Here is a 16,964-nt window from a genome sequence, read left to right as displayed (position 1 = left end):
CCGCGGAAAATCCGGATGCCGGGCGGCGGTTCGGCTCTCTACGCTCGGCCGCATGAATCTCCCTGACCTCGGCCGTACGTATGCCGACACGCCCGACGACGGGCTGCTGAACGTGGTCGACGTCGAGGCCACCTGCTGGGACGGGCAGCCGCCGCCCGGCGCGGTGAGCGAGATCGTCGAGATCGGTCTCACGGTCGTGGACCTGGCGGCGGGCCGCCGGCTCGGCAGGCACCGGATCCTGGTCCGTCCGGCCAGGTCCCGGGTGAGCGCCTTCTGCACGGAACTGACCGGGCTCACCCAGGAGGAGGTGGACGGCGGGCTGCCGTTCGCCGACGCCTGTCGGCTGCTGGCGCGTGAGCACCGGTCGGGCCTGCGGCCGTGGGCGAGCTGGGGCGACTACGACCGCCACCAGTTCACCCGGCAGTGCCGGGCGACGGAGGTCCCCTACCCGTTCGGCCGGGTCCACACCAACGCGAAGGCCGTCTTCACCGAGGCCTACGGCCTGCGCAAGCGCCCGGGCATGGCACGGGCCCTCGCCGTCGCGGGCCTCCCCCTGGAGGGCCGGCATCACCGGGGCGAGGACGACGCCTGGAACATCGCGGCGCTGGTTCTCGACGTGGTGGGGCGCGGCGCCTGGCCGTCGCACCCGGCCGGAAAATCCGCACCCTGAAAATCCCGGGAACGACCGGAAAAACATCTCCCGCCGCACGTTCCTCATTTTCGTGCTACTGTCGAACCTTGTTGCAGTTGTGGTTCCCAAATACTTCAGATGTTCCTCTGCCTTCGCGGTCATGAGAGCACTTCGGTGGTTCCGGTTCTTCCGGACGGGGCGATCATCGCGGCGACACGGCGCTCCCAAAGTGGGAACGCCGGAATGCCCCGAAGGAGATTAGACATGGCATCTGGCATCGTGAAGTGGTTCAACGCGGAAAAGGGCTTCGGCTTCATCGCGCAGGACGGTGGCGGCCCCGACGTGTTCGCGCACTACTCGAACATCGCGTCGACCGGCTTCCGTGAGCTGCAGGAGGGTCAGAAGGTGACCTTCGACATCGCGCAGGGCCAGAAGGGCCCGACGGCTGAGAACATCGTCTCCGCCTGACCCCACAGCGCTGAACGAGCCGGGGCCCGCACCTCCAGGTGCGGGCCCCGGCTCCGTTTTTGTGCGGCTGCAGGGCCCGGCTTCTTCCGAGAAATTCTCCGCGTGTTTCCGGCCACACATTCCCCCATTCCCACCCGCCTCTCATCGGATAATCGGAAATTGTCACCCCGGCGCGGGCCAGGTGAATGTTCGACGACGTGCGCCCCGCGCAGGAGCGACGGACGCTCGAACCGGACACGTCCGCCCCCTAGAAACCGACCAGCCGGTATGTCATTCTTCCGTTCCACGGCGGTCCGCGGGAACGGGGCGTCGTGCCGGGAGCGAGCCGACCGACGCCGGTGGAGGAACGCGATGCTGCATGCCGTACAGGACCGGCCCGTCGATGTGGAGGCGGTGGCCGCGCTGCACCGGGCCGCCCACGTCCTGATGGCCGACCTGCCGGGGCTCTGCGAGCGCCTGCTCGCCGCGCTCACCGTCCAGCAGCCCGCCTACCGCGCCGCGCTGGCCGCCGACCCGTCCGGCGTACGGCAGGAGGTGCGGGCGTCCCTCCGGTACCACGTCCGCTCGCTCATGGGGCCCGGGCGACCCTCGCGCCCGGACGCCCGCCGGTGCGCGGACGAGGTCGGCGCGTCGTGGGCCGCGCGGGGACTGCCGCTCGACGCGGTGCTCCAGGCGTTCCGGCTCGGCGGCGCGATGGTCTGGCAGGAGCTGGTCGACGAGACGGCGCGCCGCGACCCCGACGACGTCCGGCTGCTGGTCCATGTCGCCGCCGACGTCTGGAACTTCGTCGACGAGCACTGCACCCTCGTCGCGGACGCCCACCGCCGGGCCGCCCGGCGCACGACCGGCGGTCCCGACGACCGGCTGCGGCGGATGACCGCGGCGCTGCTGGACGGGACCACCCGGATCGCCGATCTGCCGGAGGTCGCGGCCGCGCTCGGGCTGACCGTGGAGGGTGCGTACGCGGTGGTAGCGGCCACCGGCGCAGACGTCCTGGCACTCAGGAACGCGGCCCCGGACGGCGGTCCGCGGATCGTGTGGCACGCGGACGGGGACACCGCGTACGGCCTCGTCCCCGTCGCCGAGGGCACGCTCCGCACTCTGGCGCGGAGCCTGCACGGCCCGCCGGGGACGCCCATCGGGATCGGCTCCCCGGTCGAGACACTGGCCGCCGTCGGCGACGCCCGCCGGCTCGCCGAGGTCGCACTGCGCGCCTGCCCTCCGGACGGCGGCACCGTCCTGCTCGACGAGCATCTCCCGGCCGCCCTGCTGGCCTCCTCCCCCGCGCTCGCCGCCACGCTCGCGGAGCGGGTCCTCGGCCCGGTGCTCCGACTGGATCCCGGCGACCGGGACCTGCTGATCGGGACGCTGAGCGCCTGGCTCGACTGCGAGGGGAGCGCCCAGCGCGCCGCGGTCCGGCTGTACTGCCACCGCAACACGGTGCTGAACCGACTGCGCCGCCTCGAACAGCTCACCGGGCGCTCGCTGACCCGTCCGGCGGACGTCGTCGAGCTGTCGCTGGCGCTCACCGCCCGCTGCCGGCTCCGCCTCTGAGTGATTTCGCCCGTATTGTCGGCTCATGAGCGATTTCCCTGTCGTTGCCGCCGTCGACGGATCCGAGCACAGCCACCGGGCCCTTGAGTGGGCGCTCGGCGAAGCCCACCGGCTCGGCGCGGAGCTGCGCGTCGTCCACGTCAGCCCCGAGGAACTCCAGGTGGGCCTGGCCCGCATCCATTCCCTCGGCCAGGACCCGGAGATCGTCGACGCCGTGCTCGAAGGGGCCAAACGGCAGGTGGAGGCGTACGCCGACGGCGGCGTGCGCGCGCAGTACGCCACGCTCGACGGCTCGGTCTCCGACGCGCTGGTCGCGGAGGCCGGCCGGGCCCGGGTACTGGTCGTCGGCTCCCGCGGCCGCGGCGGCTTCGCCAGCCTGCTGCTCGGCTCGACCAGCCGCTCGCTCACCTCGTCGGCGCCGTGCCCCGTCGTCGTGGTACCGCACGAGGCGCGGGCCGCCGCGCTCACAGAACGACCGGAGGCGGGACGGGTGCTGCTCGGCCTGCATCCCGAGGAGACCGCGGACGCCGTCGTCGCCTTCGCCTTCGAGGAGGCGCGGGGGCGGAGCGTGGCGCTGGAGGTGGTGACGGCGTATCCGGTGCCGCCGTCGCCGCTGCTGATGGTCGGGCCGCCGGCCCCGGTGGTGCCGCTGACCGACGTGCCCGAGCCGGACCGGCCCGAGTTCGAGCAGGAGGCGGATGAGCACCAGGCCGCCCGGCTCGGGCCGTTCACCGAGCGGTACCACGACGTGAAGGTGGTGCGGGTGGTCGCGCCCATGGACGCGGCGGGCCGGCTCGTCGAGGACTCCGCCACGGCCGCTCTGGTGGTGGTCGGCCGCCACCACCGCCGGTTGCGCCCCGGGTCGCTGACGATGGGTTCGGTGGCGCACGCGGTGCTGCAGCACGCCCAGTGCCCGGTCGCGGTGGTCCCGGCCGCCCCGGAGGAGCACGCGGCCGGCTGAACGGGCCGCCGGCCAGGTCCGGGTGCGCGGGGCCGGGTTCACGAGTCGGGTGCGGACTGTAGTACCTGTAGGGCTCGTCGTCGTACGTCCGCACCGTGAGGAGCCCCCATGACCCCGGCCGAGCAGGCCCAACCGCACCGCAACCTCCAGGCGCCCGCCGCGCAGGCCTCCCTCGGCGCCGGCGTGATCGTCACGGACCCCGAGGGGCGGGTGCTGCTCGGGCTGCATCCGACCGGGGTGTGGGAGCTGCCGGGCGGGAAGGTCGATCCGGGCGAGTCGATCGAGCGGGCGGCGGCTCGCGAACTGGCCGAGGAGACCACGCTGGAGGCGGACCCGGACGACGTGGAGGTCGTGGCGATCCTGCTGGACACGCCGAACGGCGCCGCGCTGACCCGGATGACGGCCGTGACGGTCGTCGGGGCGCACCGCGGCACGCCGGCCGTGGCCGAGCCGGACAAGATGCGACGGTGGGAGTGGTTCGCCCCCGACGCGCTGCCGGCGCCGCTGTTCGTCCCGTCGAGCCAGGCCCTGAAGATCTGGCGCCCCGAACTCCCCCTGGAGAACGGCCCGTTCCACCGCTACGCGGTCCGCCGCGAGGCGTGACCGGGCCGAACGGGGGCTCTTCAAAAGCCCGTTGCCGTACGAGCGGTGCCTGTCCCCGGTCGCGGGCTATGATCTCCGCAACCGGGGGGTGATCGATGAAGCACGGGTTTCTCGCGGGTGTCGGCGTCCTGCTCCTCATGCTGACCGGTTGCACGGAGGCCGACCCTCCTGTCGGTTCTCCCCATCCCTCCCCCACTTCCGCTTCGCCCGCCTCCTCCGGTACTCCTGAGCCGGCCGAGCCCGGCCCTGCCGAGCCACTGGGGGCCGCGAAGATCACCGCGGCGGACACGCGGCTGGTCGAGGCGTTCTGGAAGACAGCGCTGCTCCCTGCGGACAAGGCCGTTCCGGCGAGCTCCGAGCTGGCGGTTCTGCGGCGCGGCCGGCCGGCGGGTACGGGGGACGTCGCCTGGATGCCGGACGCCGACACGTACTGCCTGGTGTCGATCCGCGAGCGGGGATCGGACCGGGAGTGCTTCCAGCTCGCGGCGAAGCGGAAGCCTCAGGGATACGTGCACGTGGGCAGAGCCGCTCCGCACGGCCTCGGCATCCAGTCGGAGCCGCACCGGTTGTGGCTCACCGTCAGCGTCGTCGAGAACACCCGCGGTTCCTTCGCCTTCACCAACGGCACCCCGGAGCACGCGCCCCCGGTGCAGCAAGCCACGCTGAGGTTTCCCTCGGGCCGGACGATGACCTTTGTGACCTATGAGTTCCCGGAGGCCGTCCACCTCCCGAGGGACGCCGAGATCTGCAGCGCCGGCCGAGCCGTCTGCTTCCAGGCGTTCGAACCGAACCCAGCCGGCTCGTAGGTGATCGTCCTGCCCTCAGGGGGTCCCGGGGGTGCCCGTCGGTGCGGCGGGAGCGGGGCACTGGACGGTGCCCGGTTTCACGGAGATGGAGAGCGAGGGGGCGGTGAGCAGGCCAGGCACCTGGAGGTCCTGGGCCGATCCGACGATCCGGTCGAACTTCGCGTACCGGGCCTGGATCCCGAACCGGTCGGGCGGGCTGTTCAACGGGTTGTCCACGAGGTTGCCGGCCGCGTCCTTGACCGTCTTCACGTCACTGCCGTCGATGTTGAGGCTGACGATGCCGTCCATGTCGAGGACCCCGGTGGCCTGGTTGAGGTCGAGCACGGTGTTCTTCGTCCGGATCTCCCACGAACCGGGGTTCTGGTCCCCGAGGTTGAGCAGCAGCGTGTAGTCCACGCCCATGATCTTCTGCGGCTGGCTCAGGCACAGGCCGTTGATGACGCCGTCGGCGAAGCCCATCCGCAGCACCCGCTTGGAGGCGGTGGTGCCGTCCGGCTTCACGTACGTCTGGTCGACGACGGCGGCGCCGTACTGGGTTCCGTACAGGCTGCTGGTGGCGATCTGCACCGGCTGGTTCTGCACCTGGAGACCGACGGCGAGCGCTCCGGTGGACATGGCCGCGCCCACGCCGGCGGCCGCGGCGAGCGCGGGGACGGCGACCAGCAGACTGCGCCGCCAGTGGGTGCGTCCTTCGTACGACGGGTCGTCAGGGTTCATGGCATGGTCACCGTGATGGTCCCGGGGAGGTGGACCGGGTTGTCGGTCGAGCTCAGCTCGGCGTGGTCGTCGATGGTGCGGATGGCGTAGATCCGGCCGGCGAAGTCCTCGGCCCCGGCGGTGAGCGGGATGAGCGAGCCGAAGAAGTCGAGGAGTCCCTGCACCCCGCAGATCTTGAGCAGCACGCGGACGCAGATGTTGTCGATGTCGCCCCACATGGTGGTGGTCTCCGGCTGTCCCGCGCTGTCGTAGCCGCCGAGCGAACCGGTGTCGGGGACGTCGATGGTGACGGTGTGGCCGTCCGCCACCTGGCTGACGTGCATGTGGTCGCGGATCTGCAGCTTGGTGAACGTGTACTTGGTGGTGGTCCGGGTGGACCCGTCGGCCAGCCGGATCGTCACGTTCTTCTCGACCGTCATCGAGACGGCGACCATGCTCTCGATGGTGACGTTCAGCGGCTTGGTGCTCGGCAAGAACGGCACGCCGAGCGGGACCGGGTCGGCCGCCGGGAGCGCGGCGGCGCGCAGCGCGTCGGGGCCCACGGCGGTGCCGACCGCGAGCACCATGACGGCCGTCACCGCGAGGCCGGTGCGCCAGGGGCTGCGGCCGGGTGTACGGGGGCTCCGGCTCATCGGTCGTCCTCCGGCACGGCCGCCTGCCGGTCGCCGTCAGCAACCGCCGCCTTCGGGTCGCGGCGGCGCGGCCGCTTGGCGCCCCAGCCGACCGTCATAGAGCCGCCCAGGACGCCGAGGACCATGCCGACGAGGAAGCCGCCGAGGTTGGAGACGACCAGGGACACGACGGCGAGGACGACGCCGATGAGCCCGAAGGTGTACCGCTGGGCGGGCAGCGCGATCGGGATGACGCCGCACAGGATCATCCCGCCGCCGACCAGATAGCCGGCGACGCCGCCGAAGCCGGTGTCCACGATCAACTGCAGCGAGCTGAGCGAGAACTTGAGCACGCTCCAGCCGCCCGCGGCCAGCCAGACCCCGCCCCAGAACGGCCGGGTGCGGCGGAACGCTCCGAACCACGCCCATGCCGCGAGGGCGCCTCGCCCCAGGGAGCGCAGAAGCGCGCGGCGGGTCGGCACGGTGTCGGCCGGGGCCGTGTCCGCCTGGGCCGTCTCGGTCAGCATGCGGTGGCCTTTCCGCCGACGACCCGGATGGTCAGCTGCGGCAGGACCAGCGAGCCCGCGATCTCCGCGTCGTACGCCGTGGCACGCAGGCCGACCAGTTTGACGGAGCTGCCGCCCTGGCCGCCGGCCGAGCCGAGCCCGAACCCGCCGGGCAGCGCGCCCGTCAGCGGCTTGCCGGCGACCATGACCTGGTCGGCGGACTGCCCGATGACCGCGTTCTCCAGCGTGGTGGAGCCGCTGGCCTTCAGCTCGGTGGCCTGGAAGTAGAGGTCCGAGGCGGGGATGTCGGTGGCCAGGGTGGCCGGCGCGGGCAGGGTGACGCTTTGGCCGGCGGTCAGCAGCAGCGAGTACGGCAGTCCGGCGATGTCCTGGTGGACGATGCCGCACAGTCCGGCGAGACCGGCGCTGGCGAAACCGACCCGCGCCATGCCCGTGTCGGTCGTGGTCGTGCCGTCGGCGTGGCCCACCGCCGGGGTGTTGACGATCGCGCCGAAGCCGGTGCCGGAGACGCCGTTGGAGGTGAGCGTGAACGGCTCACCGGTGACACTGAAGTTGGCGGCGAGGGCGCCCTGCTGCATGGCGGCGCCGAGCGCGCCGACCGCCACGACAGCGGGGACCAGGGCGAAGGCGCCGCGGCCCCAGCGGGTGCCGCGCCGGGTGCCGTCGTGCGCCGTGCCGAGCATGCGCCGGTTCCAGGACGCCGCGCCGTCGACGCCGGCCGCGCGGAGCCGGGCGAGTCGGTGACCGGCGGAGCCGGGTCGCGAGGGGGAGGTCATGCCGGTTCTCCAGGGAGGGCAAGGGGGCGGTCGGGGGCGGACGCCGCATCGGCCGGGGCGGGCAGCCGGCGGAATCGCCGCCACTTCTTCGGGGGCTTGTTCGGCATCCAGCCGAAGGCCATCGAGCCGCCCAGGACGGCGAGGATCATCCCGATGAACAGGCCGCCCAGGTTCGACAGCGGGAAGGAGGCGACGCCCGCGACGACCGCGATGATGCCGGCGGTGTGCCGCTGGCTCGGGAGCAGCAGCGTCAGCAGGGCCATGGCCATGAGCACGATGCCGCCGGCCATGCCGGCGATGCCGCCGATGCCGACCTGGAGGATCTTGCCGAGCGGGGCAAGGGGCAGGAAGAAGATGATGAAGCCGCCCAGGCCGGTCCAGATCGCCGACCAGAAGGGGCGGGCGTAGCGCCAGCGGCGGAACGCGGCGCGCGCTCGGCGCGGTCGGGAGACGGGTGGTGCCGTGTCGGTGGTCATGGCGTGCCTCGCAGAAGACGGGGTGGGCGCGGTGAGGTGACACCGTGCCGTGCGGTGACGGTGGGGCGCCGTGCGGTGCGGTGACGGTGGGGCGCCGTGCGGTGCGTGACCGTGGGGTCGCGGGTCTGTGTGACGGTGGGGGGAGGGCGGGGCCGGGGTGGTGCGGACCCCGCCCGGAGCGCTGTTCCTCAGGCGTCAGCAGCCGCTGTCGCCGTGGGCGACTCCGATCGCGAGGTCGGGCAGGGTGATCGCACCGGCGATCGTGGCGCCGTTGGCGTCGGCGTTGAGGTTCTTGATGTCGGTCCGGCCGCCGGTGGCGTCGAGGCCGAACTGACCCGGCGTACCGTCCTGGATGCCGGTGGTCTTGATGTTGGCGCCGTCGGCTGCGGCACCGATGACGTTCGGTGTGGTGTCGCTGGCGTTGAGGGTGGCCGTGGCCGCCTTCAGCGACTGGGCGTCCAGGATGAGCTTGTTGGCCTGGAGGCCCGCACCCGAGGCGAGCTGGTCGGGCGTCAGCGGCGTGGCGGCCGCCGGCGAGGAGATGTTGAGCGACCAGGTGCCCAGGTTGCCGACGACGGGCAGGTTCACCGACTGCGTGGCGTGGACGCAGATGCCGTCCAGACCGGCCTTGGCGAGACCGACCTCGGCGGCGGTCTTCGCCCCGCCCGCGTCGACGGTGTGCATCACGGCGCCGATGCCGTTGGGCGCGGCCACGGTCTTGGAACTGAGTTTGAACGGAACGCTGGTGAGCGACAGGTTCGCGGCGAGCGCGCCCTGCATCATCGCCGTCACCATGCCGCCGATGGCCGCCGCCGCCGGAATCGCGAGGCAGGCGGATCTCCGCCAGCGGGTGACGCCTCTGGTCTCGTTCTGCATTTGCTCTCTCCAACCGTCGTCCTGCGCTCCTGGCGCAGGCAGGGGATGTGTCGCAGCCGGCCGACCCGACTGACAGACTGACAGATTCAGGCTGCCTGTTCGGAAGCTAGACACTTTGAGATAGACCGTCAATAGATTGGTCAGAAGCTGCCTGACTGTCGGCTCATGCGGCGGTCTAGGCTTGGCCAATGGCGAGGTTCAGAGAGACGGTGCGGACGCTCCTGCGGGAGCGGTTGTTGGACGCCGCGTACGAGGCGACGGCGGCGGACGGCTTCGACAAACTGCGCATGGCCCACCTCGCCACCGCCGTCGGCGTGAGCCGGCAGACGGTGTACTCCGAGTTCAGCTCCAAGGAGGCGCTCGGCGAGGCCCTGTTCCAGCGCGAGTTGGAGCGCTGTCTCGTCGGCATCCAGGAGAGCCTGGACGCCCACCACGACGACCTGCGCACCGCGGTCGGCGCGGCGGTCGGCTTCTGCCTCCGGCTGGCCGCGCGCAATCCGCTGGTGCGCGCGCTGCTCTCCAGCACCGACGCGGACCTGCTCCCGGTGCTCACGACCCGGCCGGACGCCGTGTTCGGCACGGCCACGGCGGCGCTCGACGCGTACGTCGCGGAGTCCTGGCCCGAGGTGGACGGCCGCTCGCGGGAGCTGGCCGTCGACGCCGCGATCCGGCTGACGGCCAGTCATATCGTGCAGGCCGCCGCGACCCCGGAGCAGTCGGCGGAGTGGATCGCCGAGAGCGTCGCACGCATCGCCCTCGGCGCGGCACGCTGACCCCCGTCGCTCGGAACCGTCCGGGCGGGCTCACGGCCCCGCCACCGCCACCGGTTCGTGCACCGGGACGAGTCCCGGCCGGTTGCCCAGCTCGTGCGGACCGGCGAGCGGCCAGACCCGTAGCGCCACCCGGCCCGTGACCCGGCGGACGTCCCCCCAGCCGTAGGCCCGGGAGTCGTCCGACAGGTCGGGGTTGTCACCCAGGAAGAAGAACGCCCCCGCCGGCACCGTGCGCATCTCCGGTCGGGCCGAGCGCAGGCCCGCCTCGGAGCAGCAGTTGCCGGTCCGCCGGGCCCGCTCCGTCCACGCCGGGTCGGTGACCCGGTACGTCGGGCCGGCGCCGCCGATCTGGAGCAGCACCTGGTACGGGTCCTGGGGCGTCGACACGATCCCGACCCGGTCGCCCGGCACGCCGATCACCCGCTTGACCACGAGGGCCTCACGGCCGGCCGGGCGCAGCAGCACCACGTCGAACCGTCGGACCTCACCGCCGGAGTCCGGTGCGGCGAGCAGCCGTTCGCCCGCCCGCAGGGTCGGCTCCATGCTGTGCCCGTCGACCCGGACGCTCAGGGTCAGGACGGCGGCCACGCCGACGGCGGCGAGCACCAGGGCCGCGCCGAACAGCCCGCCGACCACCCGACGGGCCGTCATCCGCGCCCGCCCGGCGAACCCGCCGGCTCGGCCGGGGCGACGGACACCGCGCCACCGACCCGGACATTCGGTACTTCGTTCATGCCCGGACCCTAGGGCGCGAGCGCCTCCGCTCCTGTGACCGTACCGCTCGGTCTGATTGACTCCGGACCGCTCCCGTACGACCGCGGCGTCGAACCTGTCCAGCGGCGGAACGCCCGGTGGAAGGCGCTCGGTTCGGAGAAGCCGAGCCGGTGCGACAGCTCCTCGATGGAGGCCGTGCCGCCGGCCAGTGCGGCGATCGCGTGATCCCGCCGCAGGTGGTCCCGGACCTGCTGGAACGACGTCCCCTCCGCGGCCAGCCGGCGGCGCAGCGTCTGCGGGCTGACCGAGAGCCGCTCGGCGACCGCCTCCGGCGCGGGCAGCGCGCCGGGCAGGGCCTGCCCGAGCAGCCGCCGGACCCGCGCGGCCAGGGTGCCGCCGTAGTCGATGCGGGCAAGGATGTCGCACGGCGCCCGGCGCAGGAACGCCTTCAGGTCGGCAGCGTCCTGCACCACCGGTTCGCCGAGCAGCGCGCGGTCGAAGACGACGGCGGTGCGCGGGGCGTCGAAGACGCAGGGGGCGCCGAACAGCAGGTCGTACTCCAGGACGTGCGGGGGCGCCGGGTAGGCGAACTCCAGGCGCCGCAGCGCGATCCTTCGCCGGATCAGCCAGCTCGCGAACCGGTGGGCGACCGCGAGGGTGGTCTCGGTGCCGAAGTGCAGCGGGTCCTCGTAGTCGGAGACGTCGAACTCGACGGCGGCGGCCCGCTCGTCCGCTCCCGCGGGTTCGACGAGGCGGAACCTCGGTCCGGCCGGGAAGAGCGCGTAGAAGGCCTGGGCGCGGCGGATCGCGGAGCGCAGGTCGGCGCTGCCGTGCACGACGGCGTGGCCCATCATCGCGAAGGTGCCGACCTTGCTCGGCAGCCTCCCGAAGCCGACCAGCTCGTCCTCCATCGTCGCCCACAGCGCCCTGACCAGCCGTGAGAACCGCTCCGGTGACACCCGCGCCCGGTCCTCGTCGAGCGACTCGGCCGCGATGCCGGCCTGTTCGAGCAGCGGCGCGACGGGGATGCCCTGCCGTTCGGCGCCGAGGAGCACCGCGCGCACGTGGTGCATGCTCACCGACCGGGGCGGCATGCCCGGGTCCTGCTCGTGGGCGGCGTGGACGGTGTCGAGTGCCGGGGTCATGGACGTCCCCCTCCGGTCCGGGCGCGCGGGGCGGCTTGCGTGCGGGTGGCGGGGGCGCGCCGCGACCCCGCCGACCGGGCCGCCGCGCACTCCCGCGCCCGCAGCTTCACCGACCACCCGGCCGAACGCATCGGTGTCTGCGCGTCATACGTATACGTACCTATCCGGACACGGTCCGCAGGGCGGTGCGCGAGGTGACGCGGAGCTTGGCGAGGATGCGCTCGACATGCGTGTCCACGGTCCGCTTGGAGATGACCAGCCGCTCGGCGATCTCCCGGTTGGACAGGCCCTGCGCGACGAGCCCGGCGACCTCCCGCTCCCTGGGGGTCAGGTCCTCCCCCGGCGCCCGCGCCGGCCCCTGCCTCCGGCCGGGGGGCAGCGGTCGCGCGGTCGGCGGCACGTCGGCGTCGGCGCGGACGGCGGCGAGCACCTCCGTGCCCGACATGCGGGCGCCGATCGCGCGCCAGTGCTCGTACAGCGCCTCGTCCAGCGCGGCCCGTACGGCCCTCTGCACGGCCTGCCGCTCCTCGAGCAGGGAGGGCAGCATCGCGACCGGGTCCGCGCCGAGGAGGCGCGCGCCCTCCGCGTAACCGAGCAGCCAGGCCGCCTTGGTGTACCGGCCCTGCCGGGCCGCGTGCCAGCCGAGGCCGAGGCAGCACAGCGCGGCGACGAGCACGTCCCCGATCTCGCTGACGACCTCCAGCGCCTCGCGCAGCGGCGCCTCGCTGCGGTCGTAGGCACCGTCCAGCCACAGGATGAAGCCCTGCACGGCCAGAGTGGAGGCGCGGAGCTGGTGGTCCCCGGTGCCTTCGAGGCGGGCGAGGCCCGTCCCGCACAGCTCCAGCGCCCCGCGGGCGTCGCCGAACACGGCCCGCAGCAGGGCGCTCTCGTAGTGGACCACGCCGATCCCCAGGGCGTCGTCGGCCGCCACGATGCGCAGCCTCCCCCGCTCCATGGCGGCGAGCCCTTCCTCGACCTCGCCGCCGAAGGCGCGCATCGCCCCGACGTACGGCTCGGCGAACATCGTCACCCGCTCCTCGCCGCAGCGCAGGGCGACCTCACGGGCGGCGACGAAGAGGTCCGGAGCTTCCGCCAGATCACCGGCCCACACCGCCGACACACCGCTCAGCAGCAGCGCCCAGGCCCTCTCCGGGCAGTCCTCGGGCACCAGCGCCAGTCCCTGGCGCATCCAGTACCGGCCCTCCGACAAGGTGCCGGCCGCGCGCCAGTACGGGGTGAGCTGCGTCGCCAGCCACAGTCCCCGGACGGCCCGTCCCTCGGTGGCGAACGCGAACCGCAGCGCGGCCCGGATGTCCGCGGTCTCGGCCCGCACCTCGCGGTGCAGCGCGACCTGCCGGGGCGTGACGAGCCCGTCCCAGAACCGCCACCCGAGTTCCTGGCAGTGGGCGAAATGCCGCTCGGCCAGGGACGCGTCGCCCTCCGTCGCAGCGAGCCGTTCGGCGCCGTACGCGCGCAGCGTGTCGAGCAGCCGGTAGCGCTCGCCCTCGTCGCCGGCCCGGCCCACGACCGACTTGTCGACGAGTCCGATCAGCGCCTCGAGGACCGCGCGGTGCGGCAGCTCCTCGTCCGCGCACACCCGCTCCGCCGCCACCAGCGAGAAGGAGCCCGCGAAGACGGACAGCCGGGCCCAGAGCAACCGCTCCGCCGGGGTGCACAGTTCGTAGGACCAGTCGATGGCGGTGCGCAGGGTCTGGTGCCGGGCCGGGGCGGTGCGCCGGCCGGCGATCAGGACGTCGAAGGAGTCGTCGAGCCGGCCGACCAGCTCGGCGAGCGGCACCGCCCTGAGCCGTACGGCGGCCAGCTCCAGCGCGAGCGGGATCCCGTCGAGCCGTTCCGCCAGCGTCGCGAGCACGTCCCGGTCGACGCCGGAGGGGGTGAATCCCGGCACCGCCCCGGCGGCGCGATCGACGAACAGCTCCACGGCCTCGTCGCGGGCGAGCGGCGCGATCGGCAGACAGCGTTCGCCGGGCGCGTCCAGGGGCTGCCGGCTGGTCGCGAGGACGCGGACGCCGGCGGCCTCGCCGAGCAGTGCGTCACTGAGCAGCGCGCAGGCGTCGAGGAGGTGTTCGCAGGTGTCGAGCACGATCAGCAGGCGGCGGTCCCGCAGATGCGCGACGATCGCGTCCAGCGGCCGCATGCCCGGCTGTTCCGGCAGGCCGAGCACCGAGGCGAGGGTCGCGGGCACCAGGGCCGGGTCGCGCAGCGCCGACAACTCGGCCACCCACACCCCGTCCGGGAACGTGTCGGCGAGCCCGGCGGCGGCGCGCAGCGCGGTACGGCTCTTGCCGACTCCGCCCGGCCCCACCAGCGTGACGAGCCGGGCGTCGGTCAACGCCGCGGCGACCCTGGCGAGTTCCCCGGCCCGTCCGACGAAGCTGGTCCGCTCGACCGGCAGCCGGCCGCCGTGCCGCTGCCCGAACCCGAATCCCATCGCCACCCCCGCGACCGTCGTCGGCCGTCCGTGCCTCGTTCGGCACCCAGAGTAAGCGCGACAGGTGTTCTCGGGGCCTGTGCGGAACCTTCGCGAAATCACACAGGTTCGCGCAGGTTTCAACGCGGCCCTCAAGGACCAGACCCGTTACGAGTGTTCACGCGGACGCAAGCGACCGGCCATCCCCCTGCTCCAGCCTTCCGTGGTCGGCGTCCGCGCGACGTACGTCGACGCACAGCCATGCGACCAGGAGGGGAACACGACGATGGACCGGAGAAGCTTTCTCGGGCTCGCGGCCGGAAGCACCGCGGCGGCCGGGGCCTTCGCACTGCTGCCGCCGAGCGTCCAGCGCGCGCTCGCGGCGGAGGCGCCGACCGGCGGGCTCGAGATGATCGAACACGTGGTGATCCTGATGCAGGAGAACCGTTCGTTCGACCACTACTTCGGCTCGCTGCGTGGGGTGCGCGGGTTCAACGACCCGGCCGCGATCACGGTCCCCGGCGGGCGGTCGGTGTTCCACCAGCCGGCCGCGGTGACCACCAACCTCAAGACCGGACACCCCGACGGGTACGTGCTCCCCTACGCCGTCGAAGACCAGCACATGGCGGGCACCCCGCACGGCTGGACGGACGGTCACAGCGCCTGGAACAAGGGCCGGTTCGACAACTGGGTGCCCGCCAAGGGCACCAACACGATGTCCGGCTACCGCCGCGACCAGCTGGCCTTCCACTACGCGCTCACCGAGGCGTTCACCGTCTGCGACGCGTACCACTGCGCGGAGATGGGGCCGACGAACCCCAACCGGAACTACCTGTTCTCCGGGAAGATCGGGTACGAGCCCGGCACCACGACCTGGGCCACCGGCAACGCTCCGTACGGCAACCCGAACCACACCGGGTACACGTGGTCGACCTACGCCGAGCGGCTGGAGGGCGCGGGCGTCGGCTGGAGGGTCTACCAGGAGTGGGACAACTTCACGGACAACCCGCTCGAGTACTTCAAGACCTTCGTGGACGTGGGCAAGAAGGCGCTGGCGTACACCGGTCACGCGAAGGTCGAGGCGTTCTACAACGCCGTCCTCGCCGCGACCCCGGCGGGCCGCGACGACCTGCTCGCCAAGCTCGCGCAGGGCGTGGCGACCCTCACGCCCGCCGAACGCAGTCTGTACGACCGGGCGTTGCGCCGCGAGCCGAGCGGCACGCTCGCCCAGGCGTTCCGCGCCGACGTGGCGGCCGGCCGCCTTCCGAAGGTGTCGTGGCTCGTCGCCAACACCCTGGAGTGCGAGCACTCCACGAACGGTCCCTCGCAGGGCTCGGTGCTCATCTCGAAGCTGCTGGACGCGCTCGCGGCCCACCCGGACGTGTGGAACAAGACGGTCTTCCTGATCAACTACGACGAGAACGACGGGTTCTTCGACCATGTCCCGCCGCCCTCGCCCCCCGTGATCGGCGACGGCAGCGACGGCATCAGCACCGTGCCGAACACCGGCGAGATCGTCACCGGCGCCCCGATCGGCCTCGGCGCGCGGGTGCCGCTGATCGTCGTCTCGCCGTGGACCCGTGGCGGCAACGTCTGCTCCGAGGTCTTCGACCACACCTCCGTACTCCGGTTCCTGGAGCGCTGGACCGGGGTGGCCGAGCCGAACATCTCGCCCTGGCGCCGTGCCGTGTGCGGTGACCTGATGAGCGCCTTCGACTTCGGCACGGCCGTCCCGGCGTTCCCCGCGCTGCCGACGCCGGTCGCGGTCGAGGGCCCGCGCGGCACCTACCGGACTCCCCCGTCGACCCAGAAGTTCCCCGCCCAGGAGCCCGGGGTCCGGCCGGCGCGGGCGCTGCCGTACGCGCTCGCCGCCGACGGGCGGGCCACCGGCGGCGGTTTCGTCATCGACTTCGTCAACACCGGCACGACCGGGGCGTACTTCGGCGTGTACGCGAACCGGTTCCGCACCGACGGGCCGTGGCGCTACACCGTGGAGGCGGGCAAGACGCTGTCCGACACGTGGGTGGCGGGCACGCCCACGGGCGCGTACGACCTCACCGCGTACGGGCCGAACGGCTTCCTGCGCCGCTTCGCCGGCAACCGCACCACCGCCACCACGACCGGCAACGCCAACCCGGAGGTGACGCTCCGACATGAACCGGGCACGGACTCGGTGGTGCTGGTGCTGACGAACAGCGGCTCGGCGTCCTGCACGGTGACCGTGCGCTCCGGGAACAGTGCGATACCGGCCCGCACCCACACGCTCGCGCCCGGCGCCCGGGCGGAGGACACGTACGGCGTCGCCGCCACGGGACACTGGTACGACCTGACGGCTACCGCGAACACCACGGACGGCTTCCTGCGCCGCTTCGCCGGGCACATGGAGACCGGCCGGCCCGGCACCAGCGACCCCACGATGGCGTCCGGCGCCCTGCCGTGCACCGTGGCCTTCGTCGACAGCCAGGAGGTGAGCGGCGAGAACGGAGCCGGTGCGAACGCGGTCGACGGCAGCACGGCGACGATCTGGCACACCAAGTGGACGGGCACGGCCGCGCCGCTGCCCCACGAGATCCAGCTCGACCTCGGCTTCGCCCGTACGGTGACGGGACTGCGGTACGTGCCCCGCACGGACGGTCCCAACGGCCGCGTCGGGTCGTGGGAGCTGTATCTGAGCTCGGACGGGAAGAGCTGGGGCACACGGGTGGCGTCCGGGGTGTTCGCGGACGACGCCACGCCGAAGGACATCCGGTGCGCGCCGTCCCAGGCCCGCTACGTGCGGCTCGTCGCGCTGACCGAGGCCGGCGGGCGCGGCCCGTGGACGTCGGCGGCGGAGGTCGTCCCGCTGGGCTGGTGACCCCCGGCCGGTGTGCCGCGGGTCCCGGAGGCGGCGGACGG

Annotated in this window: 17 protein-coding genes; 8 read left to right on the top strand and 9 right to left on the bottom strand. The window is 73.0% G+C overall.

Annotation, left to right across the window (positions count from 1 at the left end):
• Positions 1–52 precede the first annotated feature (52 nt).
• From R2D22_RS33895 to R2D22_RS33870, 6 genes are all read left to right on the top strand, one after another.
• Positions 53–670, top strand: a complete 618-nt coding sequence (locus R2D22_RS33895) for a 3'-5' exonuclease (RefSeq protein ID WP_318109009.1) — start codon at positions 53–55, stop codon at positions 668–670.
• A gap of 225 nt (positions 671–895) precedes the next feature.
• Positions 896–1,099, top strand: a complete 204-nt coding sequence (locus R2D22_RS33890; protein ID WP_318109008.1) for a cold-shock protein — start codon at positions 896–898, stop codon at positions 1,097–1,099.
• A 351-nt stretch (positions 1,100–1,450) separates the two neighbouring features.
• Positions 1,451–2,653, top strand: a complete 1,203-nt coding sequence (locus R2D22_RS33885) for a PucR family transcriptional regulator (RefSeq protein WP_318109007.1) — start codon at positions 1,451–1,453, stop codon at positions 2,651–2,653.
• Between the two features lie 25 nt (positions 2,654–2,678).
• Entirely contained in the window at positions 2,679–3,614 is a 936-nt protein-coding gene (locus tag R2D22_RS33880; protein WP_318109006.1) for a universal stress protein, read from the top strand.
• Between the two features lie 108 nt (positions 3,615–3,722).
• Complete coding sequence (locus R2D22_RS33875) at positions 3,723–4,217, top strand: nucleotide triphosphate diphosphatase NUDT15 (RefSeq protein ID WP_318109005.1); 495 nt, start codon at positions 3,723–3,725, stop codon at positions 4,215–4,217.
• A 95-nt stretch (positions 4,218–4,312) separates the two neighbouring features.
• Positions 4,313–5,023 carry a hypothetical protein gene (locus tag R2D22_RS33870; RefSeq protein ID WP_318109004.1) on the top strand — a complete coding sequence of 237 codons (711 nt, stop codon included), beginning with the start codon at positions 4,313–4,315 and terminating at the stop codon, positions 5,021–5,023.
• Between the two features lie 15 nt (positions 5,024–5,038).
• On the opposite strand, the gene R2D22_RS33865 is transcribed toward R2D22_RS33870, so the two are convergent.
• The 6 genes from R2D22_RS33865 to R2D22_RS33840 all read right to left on the bottom strand — a co-directional run bounded on the left by R2D22_RS33865 (position 5,039) and on the right by R2D22_RS33840 (position 9,006).
• Positions 5,039–5,740 (bottom strand): DUF6230 family protein, encoded by a 702-nt coding sequence (locus R2D22_RS33865; RefSeq protein WP_318109002.1) that lies wholly within the window; start codon positions 5,738–5,740, stop codon positions 5,039–5,041.
• Positions 5,737–6,372: a hypothetical protein gene (locus tag R2D22_RS33860; protein WP_318109001.1), complete on the bottom strand. Its 636-nt coding sequence runs from the start codon at positions 6,370–6,372 to the stop codon at positions 5,737–5,739. Before R2D22_RS33860 ends, R2D22_RS33865 begins: the two co-directional genes overlap by 4 nt.
• Entirely contained in the window at positions 6,369–6,878 is a 510-nt protein-coding gene (locus tag R2D22_RS33855; RefSeq protein WP_318108999.1) for a DUF6114 domain-containing protein, read from the bottom strand. Before R2D22_RS33855 ends, R2D22_RS33860 begins: the two co-directional genes overlap by 4 nt.
• Complete coding sequence (locus R2D22_RS33850; RefSeq protein ID WP_318108997.1) at positions 6,872–7,654, bottom strand: DUF6230 family protein; 783 nt, start codon at positions 7,652–7,654, stop codon at positions 6,872–6,874. Before R2D22_RS33850 ends, R2D22_RS33855 begins: the two co-directional genes overlap by 7 nt.
• Positions 7,651–8,130 carry a DUF6114 domain-containing protein gene (locus R2D22_RS33845; protein WP_318108996.1) on the bottom strand — a complete coding sequence of 160 codons (480 nt, stop codon included), beginning with the start codon at positions 8,128–8,130 and terminating at the stop codon, positions 7,651–7,653. The genes R2D22_RS33850 and R2D22_RS33845 overlap by 4 nt, the downstream gene beginning before the upstream one ends.
• 195 nt (positions 8,131–8,325) lie before the next feature.
• The gene (locus tag R2D22_RS33840; RefSeq protein WP_318108994.1) at positions 8,326–9,006 is read right to left on the bottom strand and encodes a DUF6230 family protein; all 681 of its coding nucleotides are present in this window, start codon (positions 9,004–9,006) and stop codon (positions 8,326–8,328) included.
• Positions 9,007–9,194: 188 nt separating this feature from the next.
• Here R2D22_RS33840 and R2D22_RS33835 point away from each other — a divergent pair, with 188 nt between their 5' ends.
• Complete coding sequence (locus R2D22_RS33835) at positions 9,195–9,779, top strand: TetR/AcrR family transcriptional regulator (protein WP_318108992.1); 585 nt, start codon at positions 9,195–9,197, stop codon at positions 9,777–9,779.
• Between the two features lie 30 nt (positions 9,780–9,809).
• Here R2D22_RS33835 and lepB read toward each other — a convergent pair whose 3' ends face one another.
• The 3 genes from lepB to R2D22_RS33820 form a co-directional block, all read right to left on the bottom strand.
• Complete coding sequence (gene lepB, locus R2D22_RS33830) at positions 9,810–10,430, bottom strand: signal peptidase I (protein ID WP_318108991.1); 621 nt, start codon at positions 10,428–10,430, stop codon at positions 9,810–9,812.
• 92 nt (positions 10,431–10,522) lie between these two features.
• Positions 10,523–11,638, bottom strand: coding sequence for an AraC family transcriptional regulator (locus R2D22_RS33825; RefSeq protein ID WP_318108989.1), 1,116 nt, complete (start codon positions 11,636–11,638; stop codon positions 10,523–10,525).
• Positions 11,639–11,798: 160 nt separating this feature from the next.
• The gene (locus tag R2D22_RS33820; protein WP_318110143.1) at positions 11,799–14,090 is read right to left on the bottom strand and encodes a LuxR C-terminal-related transcriptional regulator; all 2,292 of its coding nucleotides are present in this window, start codon (positions 14,088–14,090) and stop codon (positions 11,799–11,801) included.
• A 265-nt stretch (positions 14,091–14,355) separates the two neighbouring features.
• Between R2D22_RS33820 and R2D22_RS33815 the strand changes: the two genes are divergently transcribed.
• Positions 14,356–16,923, top strand: a complete 2,568-nt coding sequence (locus R2D22_RS33815; protein WP_318108987.1) for a phosphocholine-specific phospholipase C — start codon at positions 14,356–14,358, stop codon at positions 16,921–16,923.
• Positions 16,924–16,964: the final 41 nt, after the last annotated feature.

Origin of the sequence: Streptomyces sp. HUAS YS2 (genome assembly GCF_033343995.1) — a bacterium.
Classification (GTDB): domain Bacteria; phylum Actinomycetota; class Actinomycetes; order Streptomycetales; family Streptomycetaceae; genus Streptomyces; species Streptomyces solicathayae.
Note: the sequence above shows the minus strand (reverse complement) of the source record. Positions and strands in the feature narration are given on the sequence as shown.

Bases quoted from the DNA above. Each gene is read 5' to 3' on its own strand.
- R2D22_RS33895 (WP_318109009.1), top strand. From the start codon at position 53: ATGAATCTCCCTGACCTCGGCCGTACGTATGCCGACACGCCCGACGAC.
- R2D22_RS33890 (WP_318109008.1), top strand. From the start codon at position 896: ATGGCATCTGGCATCGTGAAGTGGTTCAACGCGGAAAAGGGCTTCGGC.
- R2D22_RS33885 (WP_318109007.1), top strand. From the start codon at position 1,451: ATGCTGCATGCCGTACAGGACCGGCCCGTCGATGTGGAGGCGGTGGCC.
- R2D22_RS33880 (WP_318109006.1), top strand. From the start codon at position 2,679: ATGAGCGATTTCCCTGTCGTTGCCGCCGTCGACGGATCCGAGCACAGC.
- R2D22_RS33875 (WP_318109005.1), top strand. From the start codon at position 3,723: ATGACCCCGGCCGAGCAGGCCCAACCGCACCGCAACCTCCAGGCGCCC.
- R2D22_RS33870 (WP_318109004.1), top strand. From the start codon at position 4,313: ATGAAGCACGGGTTTCTCGCGGGTGTCGGCGTCCTGCTCCTCATGCTG.
- R2D22_RS33865 (WP_318109002.1), bottom strand. From the start codon at position 5,740: ATGAACCCTGACGACCCGTCGTACGAAGGACGCACCCACTGGCGGCGC.
- R2D22_RS33860 (WP_318109001.1), bottom strand. From the start codon at position 6,372: ATGAGCCGGAGCCCCCGTACACCCGGCCGCAGCCCCTGGCGCACCGGC.
- R2D22_RS33855 (WP_318108999.1), bottom strand. From the start codon at position 6,878: ATGCTGACCGAGACGGCCCAGGCGGACACGGCCCCGGCCGACACCGTG.
- R2D22_RS33850 (WP_318108997.1), bottom strand. From the start codon at position 7,654: ATGACCTCCCCCTCGCGACCCGGCTCCGCCGGTCACCGACTCGCCCGG.
- R2D22_RS33845 (WP_318108996.1), bottom strand. From the start codon at position 8,130: ATGACCACCGACACGGCACCACCCGTCTCCCGACCGCGCCGAGCGCGC.
- R2D22_RS33840 (WP_318108994.1), bottom strand. From the start codon at position 9,006: ATGCAGAACGAGACCAGAGGCGTCACCCGCTGGCGGAGATCCGCCTGC.
- R2D22_RS33835 (WP_318108992.1), top strand. From the start codon at position 9,195: ATGGCGAGGTTCAGAGAGACGGTGCGGACGCTCCTGCGGGAGCGGTTG.
- lepB (WP_318108991.1), bottom strand. From the start codon at position 10,430: ATGACGGCCCGTCGGGTGGTCGGCGGGCTGTTCGGCGCGGCCCTGGTG.
- R2D22_RS33825 (WP_318108989.1), bottom strand. From the start codon at position 11,638: ATGACCCCGGCACTCGACACCGTCCACGCCGCCCACGAGCAGGACCCG.
- R2D22_RS33820 (WP_318110143.1), bottom strand. From the start codon at position 14,090: ATGGGATTCGGGTTCGGGCAGCGGCACGGCGGCCGGCTGCCGGTCGAG.
- R2D22_RS33815 (WP_318108987.1), top strand. From the start codon at position 14,356: ATGGACCGGAGAAGCTTTCTCGGGCTCGCGGCCGGAAGCACCGCGGCG.